Source organism: Aeromonas sp. s3 (assembly GCF_040907805.1).
GTDB lineage: Bacteria > Pseudomonadota > Gammaproteobacteria > Enterobacterales > Aeromonadaceae > Aeromonas > Aeromonas dhakensis.
This window is the reverse complement of record NZ_JBFOCQ010000028.1, coordinates 118,699-136,572: the sequence shown is the minus strand read 5'-3', so window position 1 is coordinate 136,572 and position 17,874 is coordinate 118,699. Positions and strand designations below refer to the sequence as shown.

Annotated in this window: 18 protein-coding genes; 7 read left to right on the top strand and 11 right to left on the bottom strand. The window is 60.4% G+C overall.

The window, feature by feature from the left end; genetic code table 11:
- Nucleotides 1-483 (bottom strand): FIST N-terminal domain-containing protein (locus AB5Y98_RS15700; protein ID WP_368232239.1); only part of this gene is annotated, 483 nt, incomplete at its 3' end.
- Nucleotides 484-595: 112 nt separating this feature from the next.
- On the opposite strand from AB5Y98_RS15700, the gene yvcK reads away from it, so the two are divergent.
- Nucleotides 596-1,507: a uridine diphosphate-N-acetylglucosamine-binding protein YvcK gene (gene yvcK / locus AB5Y98_RS15695; protein WP_005299302.1), complete on the top strand. Its 912-nt coding sequence runs from the start codon at nucleotides 596-598 to the stop codon at nucleotides 1,505-1,507.
- Between the two features lie 42 nt (nucleotides 1,508-1,549).
- Here yvcK and AB5Y98_RS15690 read toward each other — a convergent pair whose 3' ends face one another.
- The 3 genes from AB5Y98_RS15690 to lpcA form a co-directional block, all read right to left on the bottom strand.
- A complete protein-coding gene (locus AB5Y98_RS15690) occupies nucleotides 1,550-1,885 on the bottom strand; it encodes an Hpt domain-containing protein (protein WP_005299299.1) in 336 nt (111 codons plus the stop codon).
- A gap of 319 nt (nucleotides 1,886-2,204) precedes the next feature.
- Nucleotides 2,205-2,984, bottom strand: coding sequence for a class II glutamine amidotransferase (locus AB5Y98_RS15685; protein WP_005299296.1), 780 nt, complete (start codon nucleotides 2,982-2,984; stop codon nucleotides 2,205-2,207).
- A 152-nt stretch (nucleotides 2,985-3,136) separates the two neighbouring features.
- Nucleotides 3,137-3,715: a D-sedoheptulose 7-phosphate isomerase gene (lpcA, locus tag AB5Y98_RS15680; RefSeq protein WP_005299294.1), complete on the bottom strand. Its 579-nt coding sequence runs from the start codon at nucleotides 3,713-3,715 to the stop codon at nucleotides 3,137-3,139.
- Nucleotides 3,716-3,960: 245 nt separating this feature from the next.
- Here lpcA and fadE point away from each other — a divergent pair, with 245 nt between their 5' ends.
- Together fadE and AB5Y98_RS15670 are read left to right on the top strand one after the other, a co-directional pair.
- Entirely contained in the window at nucleotides 3,961-6,417 is a 2,457-nt protein-coding gene (gene fadE, locus AB5Y98_RS15675) for an acyl-CoA dehydrogenase FadE (RefSeq protein ID WP_252604351.1), read from the top strand.
- 165 nt (nucleotides 6,418-6,582) lie between these two features.
- Nucleotides 6,583-8,100 (top strand): HD domain-containing phosphohydrolase, encoded by a 1,518-nt coding sequence (locus tag AB5Y98_RS15670; protein ID WP_005299285.1) that lies wholly within the window; start codon nucleotides 6,583-6,585, stop codon nucleotides 8,098-8,100.
- A gap of 94 nt (nucleotides 8,101-8,194) precedes the next feature.
- On the opposite strand, the gene AB5Y98_RS15665 is transcribed toward AB5Y98_RS15670, so the two are convergent.
- Together AB5Y98_RS15665 and dnaQ are read right to left on the bottom strand one after the other, a co-directional pair.
- On the bottom strand, nucleotides 8,195-9,481 hold the full coding sequence (locus AB5Y98_RS15665; protein WP_368232238.1) for a TIGR03503 family protein: 1,287 nt from the start codon (nucleotides 9,479-9,481) through the stop codon (nucleotides 8,195-8,197).
- A complete protein-coding gene (gene dnaQ, locus AB5Y98_RS15660) occupies nucleotides 9,478-10,212 on the bottom strand; it encodes a DNA polymerase III subunit epsilon (protein WP_268009255.1) in 735 nt (244 codons plus the stop codon). Before dnaQ ends, AB5Y98_RS15665 begins: the two co-directional genes overlap by 4 nt.
- A gap of 52 nt (nucleotides 10,213-10,264) precedes the next feature.
- Here dnaQ and rnhA point away from each other — a divergent pair, with 52 nt between their 5' ends.
- Nucleotides 10,265-10,729 carry a ribonuclease HI gene (gene rnhA / locus AB5Y98_RS15655; protein WP_005299276.1) on the top strand — a complete coding sequence of 155 codons (465 nt, stop codon included), beginning with the start codon at nucleotides 10,265-10,267 and terminating at the stop codon, nucleotides 10,727-10,729.
- A gap of 43 nt (nucleotides 10,730-10,772) precedes the next feature.
- On the opposite strand, the gene AB5Y98_RS15650 is transcribed toward rnhA, so the two are convergent.
- On the bottom strand, nucleotides 10,773-11,495 hold the full coding sequence (locus AB5Y98_RS15650; RefSeq protein WP_010634452.1) for a methyltransferase domain-containing protein: 723 nt from the start codon (nucleotides 11,493-11,495) through the stop codon (nucleotides 10,773-10,775).
- Nucleotides 11,496-11,566: 71 nt separating this feature from the next.
- Between AB5Y98_RS15650 and gloB the strand changes: the two genes are divergently transcribed.
- Nucleotides 11,567-12,331: a hydroxyacylglutathione hydrolase gene (gene gloB / locus AB5Y98_RS15645; RefSeq protein ID WP_368232237.1), complete on the top strand. Its 765-nt coding sequence runs from the start codon at nucleotides 11,567-11,569 to the stop codon at nucleotides 12,329-12,331.
- A gap of 70 nt (nucleotides 12,332-12,401) precedes the next feature.
- Nucleotides 12,402-13,949, top strand: a complete 1,548-nt coding sequence (locus AB5Y98_RS15640; RefSeq protein ID WP_054545192.1) for a LysM peptidoglycan-binding domain-containing protein — start codon at nucleotides 12,402-12,404, stop codon at nucleotides 13,947-13,949.
- A gap of 88 nt (nucleotides 13,950-14,037) precedes the next feature.
- Here the strand turns inward: AB5Y98_RS15640 and AB5Y98_RS15635 are convergent, their stop codons facing one another.
- The gene (locus tag AB5Y98_RS15635) at nucleotides 14,038-14,883 is read right to left on the bottom strand and encodes an endonuclease/exonuclease/phosphatase family protein (protein WP_368232236.1); all 846 of its coding nucleotides are present in this window, start codon (nucleotides 14,881-14,883) and stop codon (nucleotides 14,038-14,040) included.
- A 111-nt stretch (nucleotides 14,884-14,994) separates the two neighbouring features.
- Between AB5Y98_RS15635 and AB5Y98_RS15630 the strand changes: the two genes are divergently transcribed.
- Nucleotides 14,995-15,219: a hypothetical protein gene (locus AB5Y98_RS15630; protein WP_005299261.1), complete on the top strand. Its 225-nt coding sequence runs from the start codon at nucleotides 14,995-14,997 to the stop codon at nucleotides 15,217-15,219.
- 6 nt (nucleotides 15,220-15,225) lie between these two features.
- Here the strand turns inward: AB5Y98_RS15630 and yciA are convergent, their stop codons facing one another.
- From yciA to AB5Y98_RS15615, 3 genes are all read right to left on the bottom strand, one after another.
- Nucleotides 15,226-15,624 carry an acyl-CoA thioester hydrolase YciA gene (yciA, locus tag AB5Y98_RS15625; protein WP_024942822.1) on the bottom strand — a complete coding sequence of 133 codons (399 nt, stop codon included), beginning with the start codon at nucleotides 15,622-15,624 and terminating at the stop codon, nucleotides 15,226-15,228.
- A gap of 148 nt (nucleotides 15,625-15,772) precedes the next feature.
- Nucleotides 15,773-16,585 carry an NAD-dependent epimerase/dehydratase family protein gene (locus AB5Y98_RS15620; RefSeq protein WP_368232235.1) on the bottom strand — a complete coding sequence of 271 codons (813 nt, stop codon included), beginning with the start codon at nucleotides 16,583-16,585 and terminating at the stop codon, nucleotides 15,773-15,775.
- Nucleotides 16,586-16,844: 259 nt separating this feature from the next.
- Entirely contained in the window at nucleotides 16,845-17,843 is a 999-nt protein-coding gene (locus tag AB5Y98_RS15615; RefSeq protein ID WP_026458828.1) for a LacI family DNA-binding transcriptional regulator, read from the bottom strand.
- Between the last annotated feature and the right edge of the window lie 31 nt (nucleotides 17,844-17,874).

Below are 17,874 nucleotides of genomic sequence, written 5' to 3'. Positions count from 1 at the left end.
GGAGCCGCCGACCACCGGGACCGTCGTGCCCAGCTCGGCTTCGATGCTCTCCAGCATAGCCTCCTCCTGGCCCGGGCTTGCATGCAACAAGATGAGCTGCGGTAACTCGCCGGGGCGACCCCCGTCAGCGATGGCGCTGCGCAGCAGCTGGCGCACATCGACGGCAGCCCCCGCCTGACCCGCCACACCGTAGGCGCCCTTGTCATCGTAGATGGCCGCAACAGCCACCCCCCGCCCCTGGCGGGCATGGTGGCCGGTCTGGGTCATGACCCCGCCGCAGGAGCTGCAACCGATCAGCCGGGACGACGGGAACTGCTGTTTGAAGTGATGACGCAGTTCCTCGGCATCATGAGCCTGAGTAAAATAGACCAACAACAGCGAAGGGGAATCGGGTGATTGAGCGAGCAGCCGCTCACTGATCTGTCGAGCAGCCAGCAGGGAGGTCTCTTCAAGAGAGTGAGCCGTCAGAAAGTTCAACACCATCTCCTAGTTGTGCATGATGCTGGGGGTAAGCAAAAATCATACCTTAATCAAACAATTATCCCGTTTCATCGACTAGAATGCTCTCAATCGAGACCAACCACAGGACAGCCGCATGTGGCAAAAGAACATCAATGATTTTGACCGGGTCGTCGCCATCGGTGGCGGCCATGGCATGGGCCGCGTGCTCTCGTCCCTCTCGTTCCTGGGATCGCGCCTGACCGGCATCGTCACCACCACGGATGATGGCGGCTCCACCGGACGATTGCGCAAGAGCCAGGAGTGTATCGCCTGGGGTGATCTGCGCAACTGTTTGAATCAACTGGTCACCGATCCCAGCATCGGCAGCCTGCTGTTCGAGTATCGCTTCGCCGGTCGTGGTGAACTGGCCGGCCACAACCTCGGCAACCTGATGCTGCTGGCACTCGACAACCTCTGCGTGCGCCCTCTTGATGCTATCAAGCTCATCAGCGACATGCTGAAAATAGAGTCACAATTGTTACCCATGTCTGAATTTCCCACCGACCTGTGTGCCCACACCGTCTGTGGCAACCAGATCCTGGGGGAAGTATCCATCGATCAGCTCGATACCCCGCCGCTCTCACTCAGCCTGAGCCCCGAGGTACCAGCCACCCGCGAGGCGGTACAGGCGCTGGAGCAGGCCGACATGATCATTCTGGGGCCCGGCAGTTTTCTCACCTCCATCATGCCCCCGCTGCTGCTGGCGGAAGTGGCGCAGGCCATCAACGAGAGCAACGCCATGCTGGTGTTCATTTGCAATCTGGTGGCGGAGAATGGCCCGGCTGGCCAGCTCAGCCTGCTCGATCAGTGGCGCTGGCTGGAATCACGGGTCGGTACGGGACGGCTCGATGCCATCCTGGCTCCTGCAGGAGAGTACCAACCTGAACTGGCTGGCAGGTTGATCCAGGCCGATCTGGGTGAAGCCGCGCTGCCCCATCGCCATGATCGCCTGAAACTGAAACTGGCCCTGGACAGGGTGATCCAGCAACTGGTCAATCAACGCTAGCGGGCAGGTTGAGTCCGGCGCCCATGCGCCGGCTGCCCGGGCTCAATGGTAGTTGGCAAGGTGGGAGAGCACCTGAGGCAGGGATTGTTCCAGCTCGTTGAGCAGACGGGCGACCTCGGCCCCATCCGCTTGCTTGCAGGCGAGCTCCAGTGCCATCACCTGCTGATAGCTGACTTGAGCACCGTAACTGCCGCAAGAAGACTTCATGCTGTGGGCAAGCCGGGCCAGAGCCGTCCAGTCCTGACGCTCATAGAGCGGGCGCAGTTGAGTGAGCTGCTCGCCCACCTCCTCGATAAACACCGAGATCACCACCGGCATCATCTCCTGGCCGATATCTTCCGCCAATTGTCGCAATACCTTCTGATCCAGCCACTCCATTTCATCATCCTCCCGTGGTATTCAAACAGACCATACTATAGATGCCCGGCATGGTACCGTCACGTCTGCTTCCCTACCAACAATTAGACCCGCACGGGGCATAGGATAAAAAACGTGATCGAGCTCGCCTAACCAGACAATAGATGGCCGAATTGCAACATAATGGTTGCCAATAAATTAACAATTAAATAACAATGACAGCCGTGAGAATGATGCGACTCAGCAACACCTCTCTCATCCCTTTTGCCTGTATGGCTGCTGCGAAGAACCAGGGTAGGATTCTACCCTGGTATTTTTTTACATTGAAATCAGGATGTTATCACTTCTGATCGGCAGACACCCGCTCACCCAGCCGAAACAGGTTGAACTCGCCAGGCGCCATCCTGACCCAGTCTTCATTACCGGTCAGCGGCCGCGTGGCAATCAGGGTCACCACATCGTTCGGGGTTGTCTCGCTCTGAAAATCGATGGCGACATCCTCATCCAGCAGACGTGCCTCCCCGAATGGAGCTCGCCGGGTCAACCAGTAGAGGTTGTTGCTGCAATAGGTCATCACGAACTCCCCATCCGACAGCAACATGTTGAATACCCCGAGGCTACGCAGCTCGTCACACAGGGTCGCCAGATAGCGGAACATGGCGGGGAAATTGGCAGGGCGCCTGGGGTATTTCTGCTCCAGCCGCTCGAGCAACCAGCAGAAAGCGTGCTCGCTGTCGGTATCCCCCACCGGTCGGTGTCGCCCGGTGGCCAGCTTCTTGTAGCCGGTCAACTGACCGTTGTGGGCAAAGGTCCAGTAACGGCCCCACAGTTCACGGGTAAAGGGGTGGGTATTTTCCAGCGACACACAGCCACGGTTGGCCTGGCGGATATGGCTGACCACGGCGCGGCTCTTGATGGGCAGTGCCTGTACCAGCCTGGCGATGGGGGACTGGGCGCTGGGTTCGGGATCCTTGAAGGTTCGAAAGCCCTTCCCTTCGTAGAAGGTGATGCCCCAGCCATCCTTGTGAGGTCCCGTCTTGCCGCCGCGCAGCATCAGGCCGGTGAAACTGAAGCAGATATCGGTCGGCACATTGGCACTCATGCCGAGCAGTTCGCACATAGGCTGCGGGCTCCTTGCTTACTTGATCGTTGCTCGTTCAAGGGGTCGCCCGGCGGGGATCCAGAACTTTGCCGGCCGACCTCTTGCACCGGATCACGCCGGCCGGAACATAAACCCGCAGGATTCAGCGGTTCCGGCGCGGGATCACATCCTTACTTGGCCATCTCTTTTTCGACCAGCTGGATCAGGATGTGGATCACCTTGATGTGCACTTCCTGAATGCGGTCGGCATAGCCGAAGTGCGGCACCCGGATCTCCACATCGGCCAGACCGGCCATCTTGCCGCCATCCTTGCCGGTCAGCGCGATCACCTTCATGCCCTTGGCACGCGCCGCCTCGATGGCCTTCAGGATATTGCCGGAGTTGCCGCTGGTGGAGATGCCGAGCAGCACGTCGCCACGACGGCCGACCGCTTCCACATAGCGAGAGAAGACGTAGTCGTAGCCAAAGTCGTTGGAAACGCAGGAGAGGTGGCTGGGATCGGAGATGGCGATGCCGGCATAGCCGGGACGGTTCTCGCGATAACGGCCAGTCAGCTCTTCGGCAAAATGCATGGCGTCACAGTGGGAGCCACCGTTGCCACAGGAGAGTACCTTGCCTTCCTGCTTGAAGGAGTCAGCGAGCAGCTTGGCGGCCGCCTCGATGTTCTTCAGATTTTGCTCATCTGCCAGGAACGCCTGGAGCACGCCGGCAGCTTCGGTCAATTCATTGCGGATCAGTTCTTGGTACATGATGTCTCTTCCAAAATATGGGCGGCGCCATTGTCGCACAAGCCAATCCCGGAGTCGCCCCCCGCCCGTCAAGATGGCGCCGGCACTACGTTATGCCGATCACAGAGCCAAGGTAACAAGCTTGTAAACAGCTTGATAAGTTTGTGCGTATGAATTACAACAGAGGCCATATCCAACAGGTCAGACCTCTGGATCAGTTAACCCCCAGTTCACCCAATTTCGGCAACTCATGCAAGGAGCGAAAAATGACGACGACCCTCACTCTGCTCGGAGTGATCCTGGTGATCGGCGCCATGGCTTATCGCCGGGCGTCTCTGTTCACCTCCACGCTGGCCACGGCGGCAGCCCTGATTGCCGGCACCCTCTATGGCCACGTTCCCCTGCTGGTCTGGGTACTGTTTGCGGTGATCGCCATTCCCCTCAATCTGGTGGATTTTCGTCGCAATCAACTGACCAAGCCGCTGTTCAAACTCTACAAGTCCATCATGCCGGAGATGTCCCGCACCGAGAAAGAGGCCATTGAGGCGGGCACCACCTGGTGGGAAGCCGACCTGTTTGCCGGCAACCCAGACTGGAAAAAGCTGCACGCCATCCCGGTCAGCACTCTCTCTGCCGAAGAGCAGGCCTTCCTTGACGGCCCGGTGGAAGAGGTGTGCCGCATGGTCAACGACTGGGAGGTGACCCACGAGCGGGCCGACCTCTCCCCCGAGGTGTGGCAATACCTGAAGGACAACAAGTTCTTCGCCATGATCATCAAGAAGAAATACGGTGGCCTGGAGTTCTCCGCCTACGCCCAGTCCTGCGTGCTGCAAAAGCTGTGCGGCGCCAGCGCCGTGCTCGCCTCCACCGTCGGCGTGCCCAACTCGCTGGGCCCGGGCGAACTGCTGCAACACTATGGCACCGATGAGCAGAAGGATTACTACCTGCCGCGTCTGGCGGTCGGCAAGGAGATCCCCTGCTTCGCCCTCACCAGCCCGGAAGCGGGCTCTGACGCAGGCTCCATCCCCGACTTCGGGATCGTCTGCAAGGGCGAGTGGGAAGGAAAAGAAGTACTCGGCATGCGCCTGACCTGGAACAAGCGCTACATCACGCTTGCCCCCATCGCCACCGTACTGGGCCTCGCCTTCAAGCTGCGTGATCCCGAGCACCTGCTGGGTGACGAAGAGGAGCTCGGCATCACCTGCGCCCTCATTCCGACCCACATCAAGGGTGTCGAGATCGGCCGTCGCCACTTCCCGCTCAACGTACCATTCCAGAACGGCCCGACCCGCGGCAAGGACGTGTTCGTCCCCCTCGATTTCATCATCGGCGGCCCGGCCATGGCCGGTCAGGGCTGGCGCATGCTGGTCGAATGCCTATCGGTCGGACGCGGCATCACCCTGCCCTCCAACAGCACCGGCGGCGTCAAGATGCTGGCCCTGGCGAGCGGCGCCTACAGCCGCATCCGACGTCAGTTCAAGCTGCCCATCGGCAAGATGGAAGGCATTGAAGAGCCGCTGGCCCGTATCGGCGGCAACGCCTACATCATGGGCGCCGCCGCCAAACTGACCGTGACCGGTATCGATTTGGGCGAGAAACCCTCGGTCATCTCCGCCATCGTCAAGTACCACCTCACCGATCGTGCCCAGAAGTGCATCATCGATGCCATGGACATCCACGGCGGCAAGGCCATCTGCATGGGCCCCAACAACTACCTGGCCCGTGGCTATCAGGGCGCGCCCATCGCCGTCACGGTGGAAGGGGCCAATATCCTGACCCGCAGCATGATCATCTACGGTCAGGGCGCCATCCGCTGCCACCCCTACGTGCTGCCCGAAATGCTGGCGGCCAGCCACCCGGATCAGGAGCAGGCCCTCAAGGACTTCGACAAGGCGGTGTTCAGCCACGTCGGCTTTGCCATCAGCAACCTGGTGCGCAGCTTCTGGCTGGGTCTGACCGGTGCCCGCTTCGCCGCCGCGCCGTTCAAGGATCAGACCAAGGGCTACTACCAGCAGCTCTCCCGCCTCTCCGCCAACCTGGCGTTCCTGTCGGACATGGCAATGGGTACTCTGGGCGGCGAGCTCAAACGCAAGGAGCGGGTCTCCGCCCGCCTCGGCGACGTGCTGAGTCAGCTCTATCTGGCCTCCAGCGCCCTCAAGCGCTATCAGGACGAAGGCCGCCAGCACGCCGATCTGCCGCTCTTGCACTGGGCACTGCAGGATGCCCTGTTCAAGGCACAGGAAGCGATCGACGAGCTGTTGCGCAACTTCCCGAACCGCTGGATTGGGCTGGCCCTGCGCGTCATCGTGCTGCCACTGGGCCGCGACCTGAAACGCCCGAGCGACAAGCTGGACAACCAGGTAGCCCGCCTGCTACAAACCCCGAGCGAAACCCGCAGTCGACTGGCCCAGGGTCAGTATCTCACCCGCGAAGAGGGCAACCCCTTTGGTCTGCTGGAGCAAGCGCTGGACGACGTGCTCTCTGCCGAGCCGCTGTTTGAGAAAGTATGCAAGGCTGACGGCATCAAGCGTCCGTTTATGCAGCTGGACAAGGTGGCAGAATCCGGCCTGACGCTGGGGGTACTCAACCAGACCGAAGCGGACCTGTTGCGTCGCGCCGAAGAGAGCCGTTTGCGCACCATCAACGTCGATGATTTTGATCCCATCGAGCTGGTCGCCAACAAGGCCCTGTTCGAGCCATCGGCCTATCACAGAGCCGCCTGAACGCCTGATAGATAGTCAAACGCCTCCCAAGTGGAGGCGTTTTTTATGGGGCAGGATCAGGATGACGACAAAGAGATTTCACAGATCAAATTTTATTTCCCAATAAGTTTCCTATCCTTAGTGAAGCAGTTAATGTAAGCACAGGATCCCAAACAGGATTGCATGATGGATGACCAAATCCTGATTATTGACGATGACGATCTGCCCCTTCTCGACGACCAGCAGGCTGGATGGAAGGTGATGATTGTGGACGATGAGCCCGAAGTGCATCGCATCACCAAGATCACCCTGAGCAAGTTTGAATTCGATAATAGACCCATTGAATTTTTGCATGCTTATTCAGCCGCTCAAGCCAAGGAGCTGCTCGCCAAGACCCCGGACGTGGCCTTGTTGCTGCTGGACGTGGTCATGGAGGTCGATCACGCCGGTCTCGATGTGGTCAAATTCGTGCGCGAGGATCTGCAAAACAAGATGGTGCGCATCGTGCTGCGTACCGGTCAGCCGGGCCAGGCCCCGGAAGATGACGTGGTCAGCAACTACGACATCAACGACTACAAGGACAAGACCGAGCTCACCTCCCAGAAGCTGCGCACCCTGCTGCGGGCCAGCCTGCGCTCCTATCGCGACATCCGTACCCTCGAGAGCAACCGTCAGGGGCTGGAAAAGGTCATCGAGGCCTCCAAGGGGATCTTCGAGAAGCGGGCACTGCGGCAGTTTGTCGAAGGGGCCCAGGAGCAGCTCAGTGCCCTGCTCAATCTGGAAGATTCACATATCTATGATGTGAAGCAGTATGCCTACGAGGTACGGGATCAGATCCTGGAACCTCTGCTGCCGGGCCATCCGTCGCTGCGTCTGGCCGATGCTCCTGTCATCCTGCGTCAAGCCATGAACAATCGCGCCAACGTCTATGACGGCAACCAGATGGTGCTCTACTGCCAGAATCCACGCCATCATCTGCTGTTTCACATCGAGACCACTCGCCAGCTTAGCCAGATGGATACGGGCCTGCTCAGCCTGTTCACCGAAAACATCATAGTGGCGCTGGAGAACATCCGGCTCAACGAGGTCATCGCCGACAACCAGCGCGAGATCATCTACCGCATCGGCGAGCTGGTGGAGACCCGCTCCAAGGAGTCCGGCCTGCACGTCAAGCGGGTTGCCCTCTATACCGAGCTGTTCTGCCAGTTGCTGGGCATGAGCGAGGAGCAGAGCGAGCTCATCAAGCGCGCCTCTCCGCTGCACGACATCGGCAAGGTGGGCATTCCGGATGCCATCCTGCACAAACCGGGCAAGTTGACCCCGGAGGAGTGGGAGATCATGAAGACCCACGCCCAGCTGGGGCAGGACATGCTCTCCGGCAGCGATCTGGCGCTGTTCCAGATCGGTGCCACCATCGCCGGCAACCACCACGAAAAGTGGAACGGCAGCGGTTATCCCCGTGGCCTCAAGGGCGATGCCATTCCGCTGGAAGGGCGGGTGGTGGCGCTGGCTGACGTGTTCGATGCACTCGGCTCGGATCGCTGCTACAAGAAGGCCTGGCCGCTGGACAAGGTACTGGCGCTGATCCAGGAGGAGAAAGGCCAGCACTTCGACCCCCAGCTGGTGGAGCTGATGCTGGCCAACCTCGATAAATTCCTCGAGATCCGCGAACAGCACAAGGATATCTACGTCGGGGAACATTGAGCTGGATGGGTTGTTCAACCACCCCAATAATCTGCCCATATAGAAAGAGCCGCCCTGACAGGCGGCTTTTTGCTGCTTGCAGCATTCCCCTCACCTATTGTTCGGGCAGGTTGAGATCCAGCTTGGCCTCCGGCTTGGCGCTCTCGCTCTCGGCTTTTTGCGATGCCATGGCTTTTTGCGATGCCATGGCTTTTTTCAGCGCCCGCCGCTTTTGCAGCACGATGAAGCCCACGCCGCCGAGCAGGAGCAGCAATAATGTGCCAGCGCCCCCCAGCAGCCAGACCAGCCAGCCGCCGCTCTCCTTTTCCTCGAACTTAACCTGGCTCGGAATTGCCGCCGAGGCTTCTGACGCGGCAGAGGCGGCCGATGGGGGCGTTGCCAGCACCGGGAAGATATTGAAGGATTTGACCGGCAGGCTCACCTGAATTTCGCGGCCCAAGCGGGTCGTGCCAAACAGGGTGGCCGTCACCTCATATTGGCCGACTTCCTTGATGGCGGAGAGATCCACCTCCACCTTGGGTTCGGTGGCCACCGCATTGAACGGCATGCTGGTCCCGACTGTGCTGGTCGCCTTGCCCTGGATCACCACGGAAGCGGGATCCAGTTCATCCACGTCGATCAGGAAGGAGAGCTTGGCCCCGAACTCCTGAGAGGGAGGCGCCAGGGAGTAACTGACAGGTAGCGGATAGATCAGCACATCCTGATAGCGGGCACGGGAGAAGACCTGATTGCCCGTGCTGTACATGGCCCGGTATTTCCCGGCAGGCACATCCAGCACCGCCTCGGCGGTCATGATGCCGTCGCCTGGTACCTCGTCGAGCCCCTTGCCATCGTCACGATAGTGACCGAGCACCTCATCGACCACCGGCCCCCCTTCCGGCTTGGCGTCATTGAAACGCTGCAGCCGTACCGTCATGCCGAGATCGGACAGGTAATAACCATCCTTGGGTGGCGCGTCGTCGATCAGCAGCCAGGATTTGAGCTTGACCCTTTCCCCCTGATAGAGCTGGGTCGGCAGTTGATCGGTTTCCAGCCTGATGTTCGACAGCAGGCGCACCCGGTTGTCCGGATCCACCTCGCCGATGGCCTGCCAGGGACCCGGCATGGGATCGCGGATGGTGATGAGATCCTGATCCTTGAGCGCCAGCCAGCCCACATCGGGGGGCGTCACCTTGCCCACATAGAGCTTGCTGCCGTCCGGACGCACCAGGATCACCGACGGGGTGCCCGGCTTGCGCGTCACGATGAAGGTGATCTCTTTCACCCCATAATCGATGCGAAAGCGATTATCGAGCAGGGGAATGTCGGAGGGGGCAAACACCTCGTTGGCCGAGGCCGTCAGCGAGGCCAATAACAGCAGGCCGCTCCATAGCTTGCTCATTGCCGCCACAGGCAGGCCCCTCCCTTCTTCTGCACCAGATCCAGCCGCGCCTCGTGCACCGACTCAACCTCGGCACTGGCCCGGATAACCTTGAGCGGTGGACGGTTGCTCTCCAGTCGCCGGATACTGGTGTCCTGGTTGCTTTCATTCTCGTTGCTCTCGGTGGCCAGGTTCAGTTTGGTCTGGCCACCCGTCATCAACAGGTAGACGTCTGCCAGGATCTCCGCATCGAGCAAGGCCCCGTGCAGGGTACGGTGCGAGTTGTCGATACCGTAGCGATCGCACAGCACGTCCAGGTTGTTGCGCTTGCCCGGGAACAGATCCCGCGCCATCGCCAGGGTATCCGTGATGCCGCAGATGTCGGCGGTCTTGAAGTTGAGGCCGAGCTTGCTGAACTCATAGTCCATGAAGCTCACGTCAAACGGCGCGTTGTGGGCAATCAGCTCGGCGCCGCGGATAAACTCGATGAACTCGTCGGCAATCTGGCTGAACGACGGCTTGTCACGCAAGAACTCGTCGGTGATGCCGTGCACCTGGATGGCTTCCGGGTCCACCAGCCGGTCCGGCTTGATGTAGACGTGGAAGTGGTTCCCGGTCAGCTTGCGGTTGATCACCTCCACACAGCCGATCTCGATGATCCGGTGTCCCAGATAGACGGGGCCACCGGCCGTGTTCATACCAGTGGTTTCAGTATCCAGAATGATCTGGCGATTCAGTTGGGGTGTGCTCATGATCCAATCTATGTCAAACTTCGGCTTTACCCGCTAGTTTACCCCAAGCCTCATGTTAAAACAGATTGATTTGTATACGGATGGTTCCTGCCTCGGCAACCCGGGCCCGGGTGGTTATGGTGCCGTCATGGTCTATGGCAAGCATCGCAAGGAGATCGCCGCCGGCTTTCGCCTCACCACCAATAACCGGATGGAGCTGATGGCCGCCATCATGGGGCTGCGCACCCTGAACGAGCCCTGCCAGGTGCGCCTCACCACCGACAGCCAGTATGTGCGCCAGGGGATCACCCAGTGGATCATCGGCTGGAAGAAGAAGGGATGGATGACCGCCAACCGTCAACCGGTCAAGAACGTCGATCTCTGGAAAGCGCTGGATGCGGAAGTCAGTCGCCACCAGATCGAGTGGCTCTGGGTCAAGGGGCACTCCGGACACCCAGAGAACGAGCGCTGCGATGAGCTGGCCCGCGAGGCCGCCAGCGGCAAACAGCTGGCCGAAGATACCGGCTATCAACCCTGACCGCCTTCCCCTCTGACGCATGAGTCTGACCGGCGGCTGACGACTAGCCGCCCTGGCGCGCCATCCCCGGCGTGGCGATGGAACCCGGCAGACGCCAACGACGGCGCACCGGTGTCAAGGGGAAGCGCCGTTTGCGCGCCGCTATCACGTAGACAGACGCAAACGGCCGACAGTAATCCCGCCCCACACTCTCCCGCCACCAGCCGATCCGGCTCTGCCTGCCCATGAACGAATAACCGAAGCGCTCGTCAAACATCACCTCGCAGCCAAGCAGCTGCAACCAGTCGGTGACCCGTGCCGGGGTGAACATGCGGGCGGACCAGGGCAGATGTTGACGCAGGAAAGGCAGGCAGTGGCCGATGCCGACCAGACTGAGCGGATTGTAGCCGCTGACGATAAGCCAGCCATCGTCGGTCAGTACCCGCTCCGCCTCCCGCAGCACTTGGTGCGGGTCGGGTGAAAAATCGAGACAGTGGGCCAGCAGGCAGGCATCCACGCTGCCGGTGCGTACCGGCAAGGCCAGCGGATCCCCCTTGAGATCCAGCAGGCGGCCGCCAGGGGCGACCCCTATCTGGTGGCGAATGGAGGAGCAACCGCAGGAGAGCTCGGCGCTCAGCGCGCCAACCTTCAGCAGATGATAACCAAACAGATGCGGACACCAGCTGTCGAGTCGCTCCTGGATCTCGGCCGCTACCCAGTCCCCCATGGGCAGTGCCGACCAGCTGGTCGGGATCTCGATTTGTTGTTCGGTACGTGCCACCTGCATAATAGGGCTCAACTTGGGGTTCGAACTCCATCCAGTTATATAAGATACCCTCCATAAAGAGAAGCAGACTCATGTATCCAGTGATCACAGTTCCAGCCTTGAACGACAACTACATCTGGTTGATCCGACACGAAAATCACTGCCTGGTCGTCGATCCGGGCGAGGCCGCTCCCGTGCTGGAACGGCTGGCCGTGCTGGAGCTGCAACTGGATGCCATCCTGCTCACCCACCACCATCACGACCATGTGGGCGGCGTGGGTGAGTTGCTGGAACATTTTCCCCATGCCCGCCTCTATGGCCCCAAGCTTGACCCCATGCCGGCGTACCACGGCCAGTGGCTCGATGACGGGGATCAGATCAACTGGCACGGCCTGAGCCTCGAGGTGATCCACGTGCCCGGTCACACCCACGGTCACATCGCCTACCACGGTCACGGCATGCTGTTTTGTGGCGACACCCTCTTCAGTGCCGGCTGCGGCCGCCTGTTCGAAGGGACCCCGGCCCAGATGTTCGGATCGTTGCAGCGCCTCGCCGCCCTGCCTGATGACACCCTCATTTATTGTGCCCACGAGTACACCCTCTCCAACCTGCGCTTCGCCCACGCTGTCGAGCCCGACAACCAGGCGATCCAGCAACAGATCGGGCTGATCAGCAAGCTGCGCCAGCAGGGCCTGCCGAGTCTCCCCTCACGGCTGGGGGATGAGAAGCGCTTCAATGTTTTTCTGCGTTGCGAACAGGATTCCGTGAAATTTTCTGCTGAGAAACATGCTCTGAAATGCGTGGAAAATCCGGTAGATACCTTCACGATCCTGCGCCAATGGAAGGATGTTTTTTGAACAAACCTTGATCAGGGGGCCATTGCCCCTTATGATGCGAGCTGTTTTTCCCAAAGATGACCTGAGCGAGATGAAGGTACGAACGGCCTTATTGGCGGCGCTGTTTCTCAGCGGCTGCCAAAACCTGAGCCATCAGGATGACCGGGCGCTAACGGCAATCGAGCCGATCAAGTCCCCCCAAGTCAACAAAAAAGCGTATAAAAAACATTCTGCGCGCTTCCTGTTCGGTGACGAACAGATCGACGAACTGGATGACACCGATAACCTGTGGGTGCGTATCAGCGATGATATGCAGTTTGATCCGCAGGAGAACGACCGTGTCCGCCAGCAGCGTGATTGGTTGTTGCGCAATGATAAGCATCTGGCGACCATTGCCAGCCGGGCTGAGCCCTACCTGTATCTGATGGTAGAGGAAATCGAACGGCGTGAGCTGCCAATGGAGCTTATTACCATTCCCATGATCGAGAGCATGTTCGATCCCCACGCCCGTTCCCGCAGCAATGCGGTGGGTCTGTGGCAGTTCGTTCCTGCGACCGGCAAGAACTTCGGCCTGCGCCACGACAACTGGTACGACGGCCGCCGCGATGTACTGGCCTCCACCAATGCCGCGCTGGATTATCTGGAGTACCTGAACCGTTTCTTCGACGGCGACTGGTTGCAGACGCTGGCCGCCTACAATGCCGGTGAAGGACGGGTGCGCAACGCCATCATCCGCAATCAGAAGGCTGGCCGACCGACCGACTACTGGTCGCTCGATCTGCCTCGCGAGACCCGGATGTACGTGCCCAAGATCCTGGCCATGGCTGACATGATCCGCAATGCGGACAAGTACAATGTCACCCTGCCGGTGCTGGCCAACAAACCGCAACTGCGGGTGGTCAACACAGGAGGTCAGATCGACCTGAACGTGGCAGCCCAGCTGGCGGGCCTGCGCCCGGCCCAGCTGAAAGAGGTCAATCCGGCGCTGACCCGCTGGTCGACCTCGCCCAAGGGCCCCTATCGCCTGCTGGTACCGGTTGAATATGCCGATACCCTGGAGCTGGCCCTGGCCGACCTGCCGCAGAGCGAGCGCATCCGCACCCGCTCCTATCAGGTTACCAGTGGCGACACCCTCTCCCGCATCGCCCAGAATCACGGGGTGAGCGTGCAGCAGATCAAGCTGGCCAACAACCTGCGCAGCAACAACCTGCGCCGTGGTCAGACCCTGATGATCCCGACCAGCGGCAGCAAACAGGTAGTCAGCCAGAGCGTCCAGAGCAAGCCACAGCAGCTCGCCAGCCGTGGCAGCGGCAAGATCCAGTACAAGGTACGGGCCGGCGACAATCTGTGGAGCATCAGCCAGGCACACGGGGTGACCCATGACGAGCTGGCCAAGTGGAACGGTCTCAACGCCAAATCGGCCCTGAAACCGGGCATGAAGCTGGTGGTCTGGCCCAAGCAGGGCAAGGGTGGCAACAAGTCCATGGTCTATCAGGTGCGCCGCGGCGATTCCCTCTCCTCCATCGCAGCCCGCTTTCAGGTCGCCGTGATGGACGTGATGCGCTGGAATCAGCTGGGCAAGAGCGATTACCTCAAGCCGGGTCAGGAGCTGACCCTGTTCGTGAAGAACAACAGCTGATCGTTCATCACTTCATAAAAAAATACCCCGCCTGATACGGGGTATTTTTTTATCTGGAGCAGGCCGCCGTAGCGGCCAATCAACAGGCTTAGGGGGTGATGGCCTGGGCCGCGAAACGGGCCACGATGGGATTGTGATCCGAGGCATCGGTCGCCGGGCTGCTCACTTCCACCAGATCCAGATTGCGGTAGTAGAGGTGATCCAGCGGCCGGCCAAACGCAGTCCGGCGTAGATCCGGCATCGGGATCGCCTCCTGCAGTCCCAGATCGCTTACCAGCCGCGTCAGCCAGAACTCCCGCTTGTCGCTCCAGGTATTGAAATCCCCGGCCAGAATGACGGGCCCCTGGTGACGATGAATGAGGGCGGTCAGATCGTTGATCTGCTCGCGAAAGGTGGCCATCCCCAGCTCGAAATTGACCGCATGCAGGTTGACCACCAGCACACCGTCAGGATCCCCCTGCAACGGGTAGAGGCTGACCAGACCGGATTTGGGGATGCGCAGCAGCGGCTCGGGGGAGCGCACGCCGCACACGAACGCCTGCGGCGTCTTGGCGACCGTCATGACACCGAAGGAGACGCCGCCCTGAGTAAAGGCTTGCAATTGCTGCCACTGGAAATCACCGGCCTTGAGCCACTCCAGCATCTCGGGGCGGGTCGCCGACTCCTGCAACAGCACCAGATCCTGGGCCTTGGCATACTCGTCCAGTCCCTCGCGCCAGTTTTTGCGCTGACCCTTGTAGAGATTCCAGACGGTAATGCCAAACTCGCGGGGCAAGGCGGTGGAGGCCAGTGCCACCAGCGGCGGCTTCTGGCAGCTGGCGCCAGGGATGATGCCCTGCGCCGTGACCAGGTGATCCTGATCCGGCACCTCGAAACAGCCGACCAGTCCCAACGTCAGCAGCGACGTACCCAGAATGCGATAACTATTTTTCATTGGCTAACAACCACCTGCCTCTGCATTGTGTCATGACCATCCCAAACGTCATCGCTGCCGACTAGGCTCATAACTCGTGTCCGGCCCGGCTCATCCAGAAGGAATTCAACGATGGCGAGACAGCACCAGTACCGCGTGACGTTTTATGATCAACAAGGAAATTGTCATCAAGTGGAGCTTTCCACCGTCTATCAGATCAGACGGGATCCCCAGTGCGATCTCTGCCTGTTCGATACCCAGCAGTGCGTCGGCTCGGAAGAGATGCTGGAACGCATGATACGGCAAAAAACCGGGTTTGAGCAGGAAATATCCATCATCAATGCCCGGCTGATCTGACCCGGATCAGACCGGTACCGGGCGGGATTTTCCCTGTTCGTCGATGGCGACATAGGTGAAGATCCCCTCGGTAACGCAGTAGCGCTGGGCTTCGTTTTCACGCAGCACCGGCTTGACCCACACCTCCAGCTTCAGTCGCATGGAACTGCGGCCAATCTTCAGACAGCGTCCGTAGCAGCACACCACGTCGCCCACCTTGACCGGGCTGTGAAAGGTCATGCCCTCGACGGATACGGTACAAATACGTCCTTTTGCCAGCTCCTTGGCCATGATACCCCCACCTATATCCATCTGGGACATGATCCAGCCCCCGAAGATATCGCCATTGGGGTTGGTATCGGCTGGCATTGCCAGGGTTCTCAGCAACAGTTCCCCATCGGGGTGACGTCTTGTATCTACCATCATTACCGCTCTCTCTATATGGATGGCGGCATGATAGGGGGCGAGCTCCCCCTTGGCAAACCTCAATTGCCCGTCAAACGGCAGGCCCGACCAAGGAGCGGAGCCGCCTGTGCCTCACCGCCATACCCACGCATAGCACCGGGCAGTATGCTCAGTGCCCCCGGGCTGACAGCTCGGCAAACCAGTGCGCCGGATCGGGCCAGCGGTAGACAAACCCGCGCTGCTCGCAGATGCGCTGCCCCTCGACGGGGGCAAACCGGCCGGCCGGCTCGATGAAGATCGGGGCCGGCAGGCCCAGCTGGCGCGCGGCAAAGGGGTAGAACTGCTCCCGGCGCGGGTGCACTGGCGCACTCAGGTTGTAGGCATCCCCATCCTTGCCCTGTTTCAGCAGCAGCTGGCAGGCGGCCACCACATCATCCAGATGCACCAGGTTCACCGCCTGGCCGCCCCCCTCAAGGGTCTTGCCCGCCAGGAAACGGCCGGGATGGCGCTCTGGTCCGTAGAGCCCGGCCGGGCGCAGCACCATGGAGCATGCAATGCCGGCTCCCATCACCACCTGCTCGGCGGCCAGCATCCGCCTCCCGCGCTCGTGGGTAGGCATGGGGTGTTCATCCTCCCCTTGCCCCGGCGCCCAGACCGAGGTGGCGCTCACGAACAGCAACCGCAGCACACCGGAGCCCTGCGCCAACTCGGCCACCCGAGCGATGGCGGCCGGGTAATCCTCGACCTTGCTCGGTGGCACGCAGATCACCAGCTCGCGGCAGCGAAACGGCAGGGCCGCCAGCCCGGTACCTAGTTGCAGCGGCCAGGCCTTCACCCCCTCTGCTGTCAGCTGCGCGGCTTTTTCGGCCGAGCTGACCGTCACCGCCACCTGGCGGCCCTCGGCCTGCAGCGCCCGGGCCAGCGGCAGTCCCAGCCAGCCTGCCCCCACGATCCCGGTCTGGTATTCACGCTCTGTTGTCATGACAAAATCCTGGCAAAAAAAAAACGGCCATCCATGATGACCGTCGAAAGTAACGAAGGAAATAGCTGGATTAACCAGTTACCTCCCACAGCGGGAAAATCGGGAGCGCAGGCTCCTAATTCGTGGGGCCTATGCTAGTGGCAGGCAGTCCAAAAAGCTTTGAAGCGGATCACAGTTGAAAAGGATTTCTGAAAACGCTTTCAATTTTTCTGCAAAATTCGGGAGCGACATTGGCCCGTTCAGGGCCAATGTCGGCCACTCAGGCGACGGATTCCCGTCTCACCAACTCTGCCTCGAACTTGAGCTCCAGCCCCTCGGCCGGCTTGTGATCCAGCAGGCTCAGCGCCAGCTCGGCGGCCCGACCGCCCATCTCCTCGATGGGGTAGCGCACCGTGGTGAGCTTGGGATAGATGTAGCGGGCATAGGGAATGTCATCAAAACCCACCACCGAAATCTGCTGCGGGATCTTGTATCCCCGCTCCAGCAAGCAGGAGATGGCCCCCGCCACCATGGCGTCGTTGAAGCCGAGCACGGCAGTAAACTCGACGCCCCGATCCAGCAGCTCACCCATCGCCACGTAGCCACCGTTCTCGTCGGCAAAGGCGCGACCGATGAGAGCAGGATCAAGAGCGATGCCGGCCCGCTGCAGGGCGTGGTGATACCCGGCCATCCGTTGCTGACCATCGACGAACTCTTCATCGTCCGAGGTGACGAAGGCAATCTTGCGATGACCTGCATCCAGCAAGTGCTGGCAGGCGGTGGTGATGCCGGCCTGGTTGTCCAGCCAGACGCAGCGATCTTCGGCGCCCGGCACCTGGCGGTTGATGAAGACCACCGGGGTGCTGCCCGCCACCAGCTCGCTCAGCTCCTGGTCGGGCAACGCCTTGCTGTGCAGGATCAGCGCATCGCACTGGCGCTGCAGCAGCGCCTGGATGGCATGGCGCTCGCGCACCTCGTCGTGATTGCCGGACATGACGATGGTGAACTTGTCCGCCTTGTCCACCACGCTCTCGATACCGCGCATCATCTGGGCGAAGAAGGGGCCACCACACAGATCCCCCACCAGCACGCCGATGCAGTTGGAGCGCTTGCTGACCAGCGCCTGGGCAAAACTGTTGGGACGAAAATTGAGTTCCTTCATGGCCGCCAATACGGCCTCACGCTTTTCTGGTGCCACCTGCGCCGTGTTGTTGATGACTCGCGACACAGTTGAAATGGACACATTAGCCAACCGGGAAACGTCTTTAATCGTTGCCACTATCAATTCCTTTGTTGGGGAAGCCTGTCTG

What these genes read in the sequence shown, in the direction of transcription:
- AB5Y98_RS15650 (WP_010634452.1), bottom strand. Translation starts at nt 11,495, where the DNA reads ATGCAGGTGGCACGTACCGAACAACAAATCGAGATCCCGACCAGCTGG.
- lpcA (WP_005299294.1), bottom strand. Translation starts at nt 3,715, where the DNA reads ATGTACCAAGAACTGATCCGCAATGAATTGACCGAAGCTGCCGGCGTG.
- fadE (WP_252604351.1), top strand. Translation starts at nt 3,961, where the DNA reads ATGACGACGACCCTCACTCTGCTCGGAGTGATCCTGGTGATCGGCGCC.
- AB5Y98_RS15620 (WP_368232235.1), bottom strand. Translation starts at nt 16,585, where the DNA reads ATGACAACAGAGCGTGAATACCAGACCGGGATCGTGGGGGCAGGCTGG.
- AB5Y98_RS15685 (WP_005299296.1), bottom strand. Translation starts at nt 2,984, where the DNA reads ATGTGCGAACTGCTCGGCATGAGTGCCAATGTGCCGACCGATATCTGC.
- AB5Y98_RS15630 (WP_005299261.1), top strand. Translation starts at nt 14,995, where the DNA reads ATGGCGAGACAGCACCAGTACCGCGTGACGTTTTATGATCAACAAGGA.
- yvcK (WP_005299302.1), top strand. Translation starts at nt 596, where the DNA reads ATGTGGCAAAAGAACATCAATGATTTTGACCGGGTCGTCGCCATCGGT.
- AB5Y98_RS15690 (WP_005299299.1), bottom strand. Translation starts at nt 1,885, where the DNA reads ATGGAGTGGCTGGATCAGAAGGTATTGCGACAATTGGCGGAAGATATC.
- yciA (WP_024942822.1), bottom strand. Translation starts at nt 15,624, where the DNA reads ATGATGGTAGATACAAGACGTCACCCCGATGGGGAACTGTTGCTGAGA.
- AB5Y98_RS15640 (WP_054545192.1), top strand. Translation starts at nt 12,402, where the DNA reads ATGAAGGTACGAACGGCCTTATTGGCGGCGCTGTTTCTCAGCGGCTGC.
- AB5Y98_RS15635 (WP_368232236.1), bottom strand. Translation starts at nt 14,883, where the DNA reads ATGAAAAATAGTTATCGCATTCTGGGTACGTCGCTGCTGACGTTGGGA.
- dnaQ (WP_268009255.1), bottom strand. Translation starts at nt 10,212, where the DNA reads ATGAGCACACCCCAACTGAATCGCCAGATCATTCTGGATACTGAAACC.
- AB5Y98_RS15665 (WP_368232238.1), bottom strand. Translation starts at nt 9,481, where the DNA reads ATGAGCAAGCTATGGAGCGGCCTGCTGTTATTGGCCTCGCTGACGGCC.
- rnhA (WP_005299276.1), top strand. Translation starts at nt 10,265, where the DNA reads ATGTTAAAACAGATTGATTTGTATACGGATGGTTCCTGCCTCGGCAAC.
- gloB (WP_368232237.1), top strand. Translation starts at nt 11,567, where the DNA reads ATGTATCCAGTGATCACAGTTCCAGCCTTGAACGACAACTACATCTGG.
- AB5Y98_RS15670 (WP_005299285.1), top strand. Translation starts at nt 6,583, where the DNA reads ATGGATGACCAAATCCTGATTATTGACGATGACGATCTGCCCCTTCTC.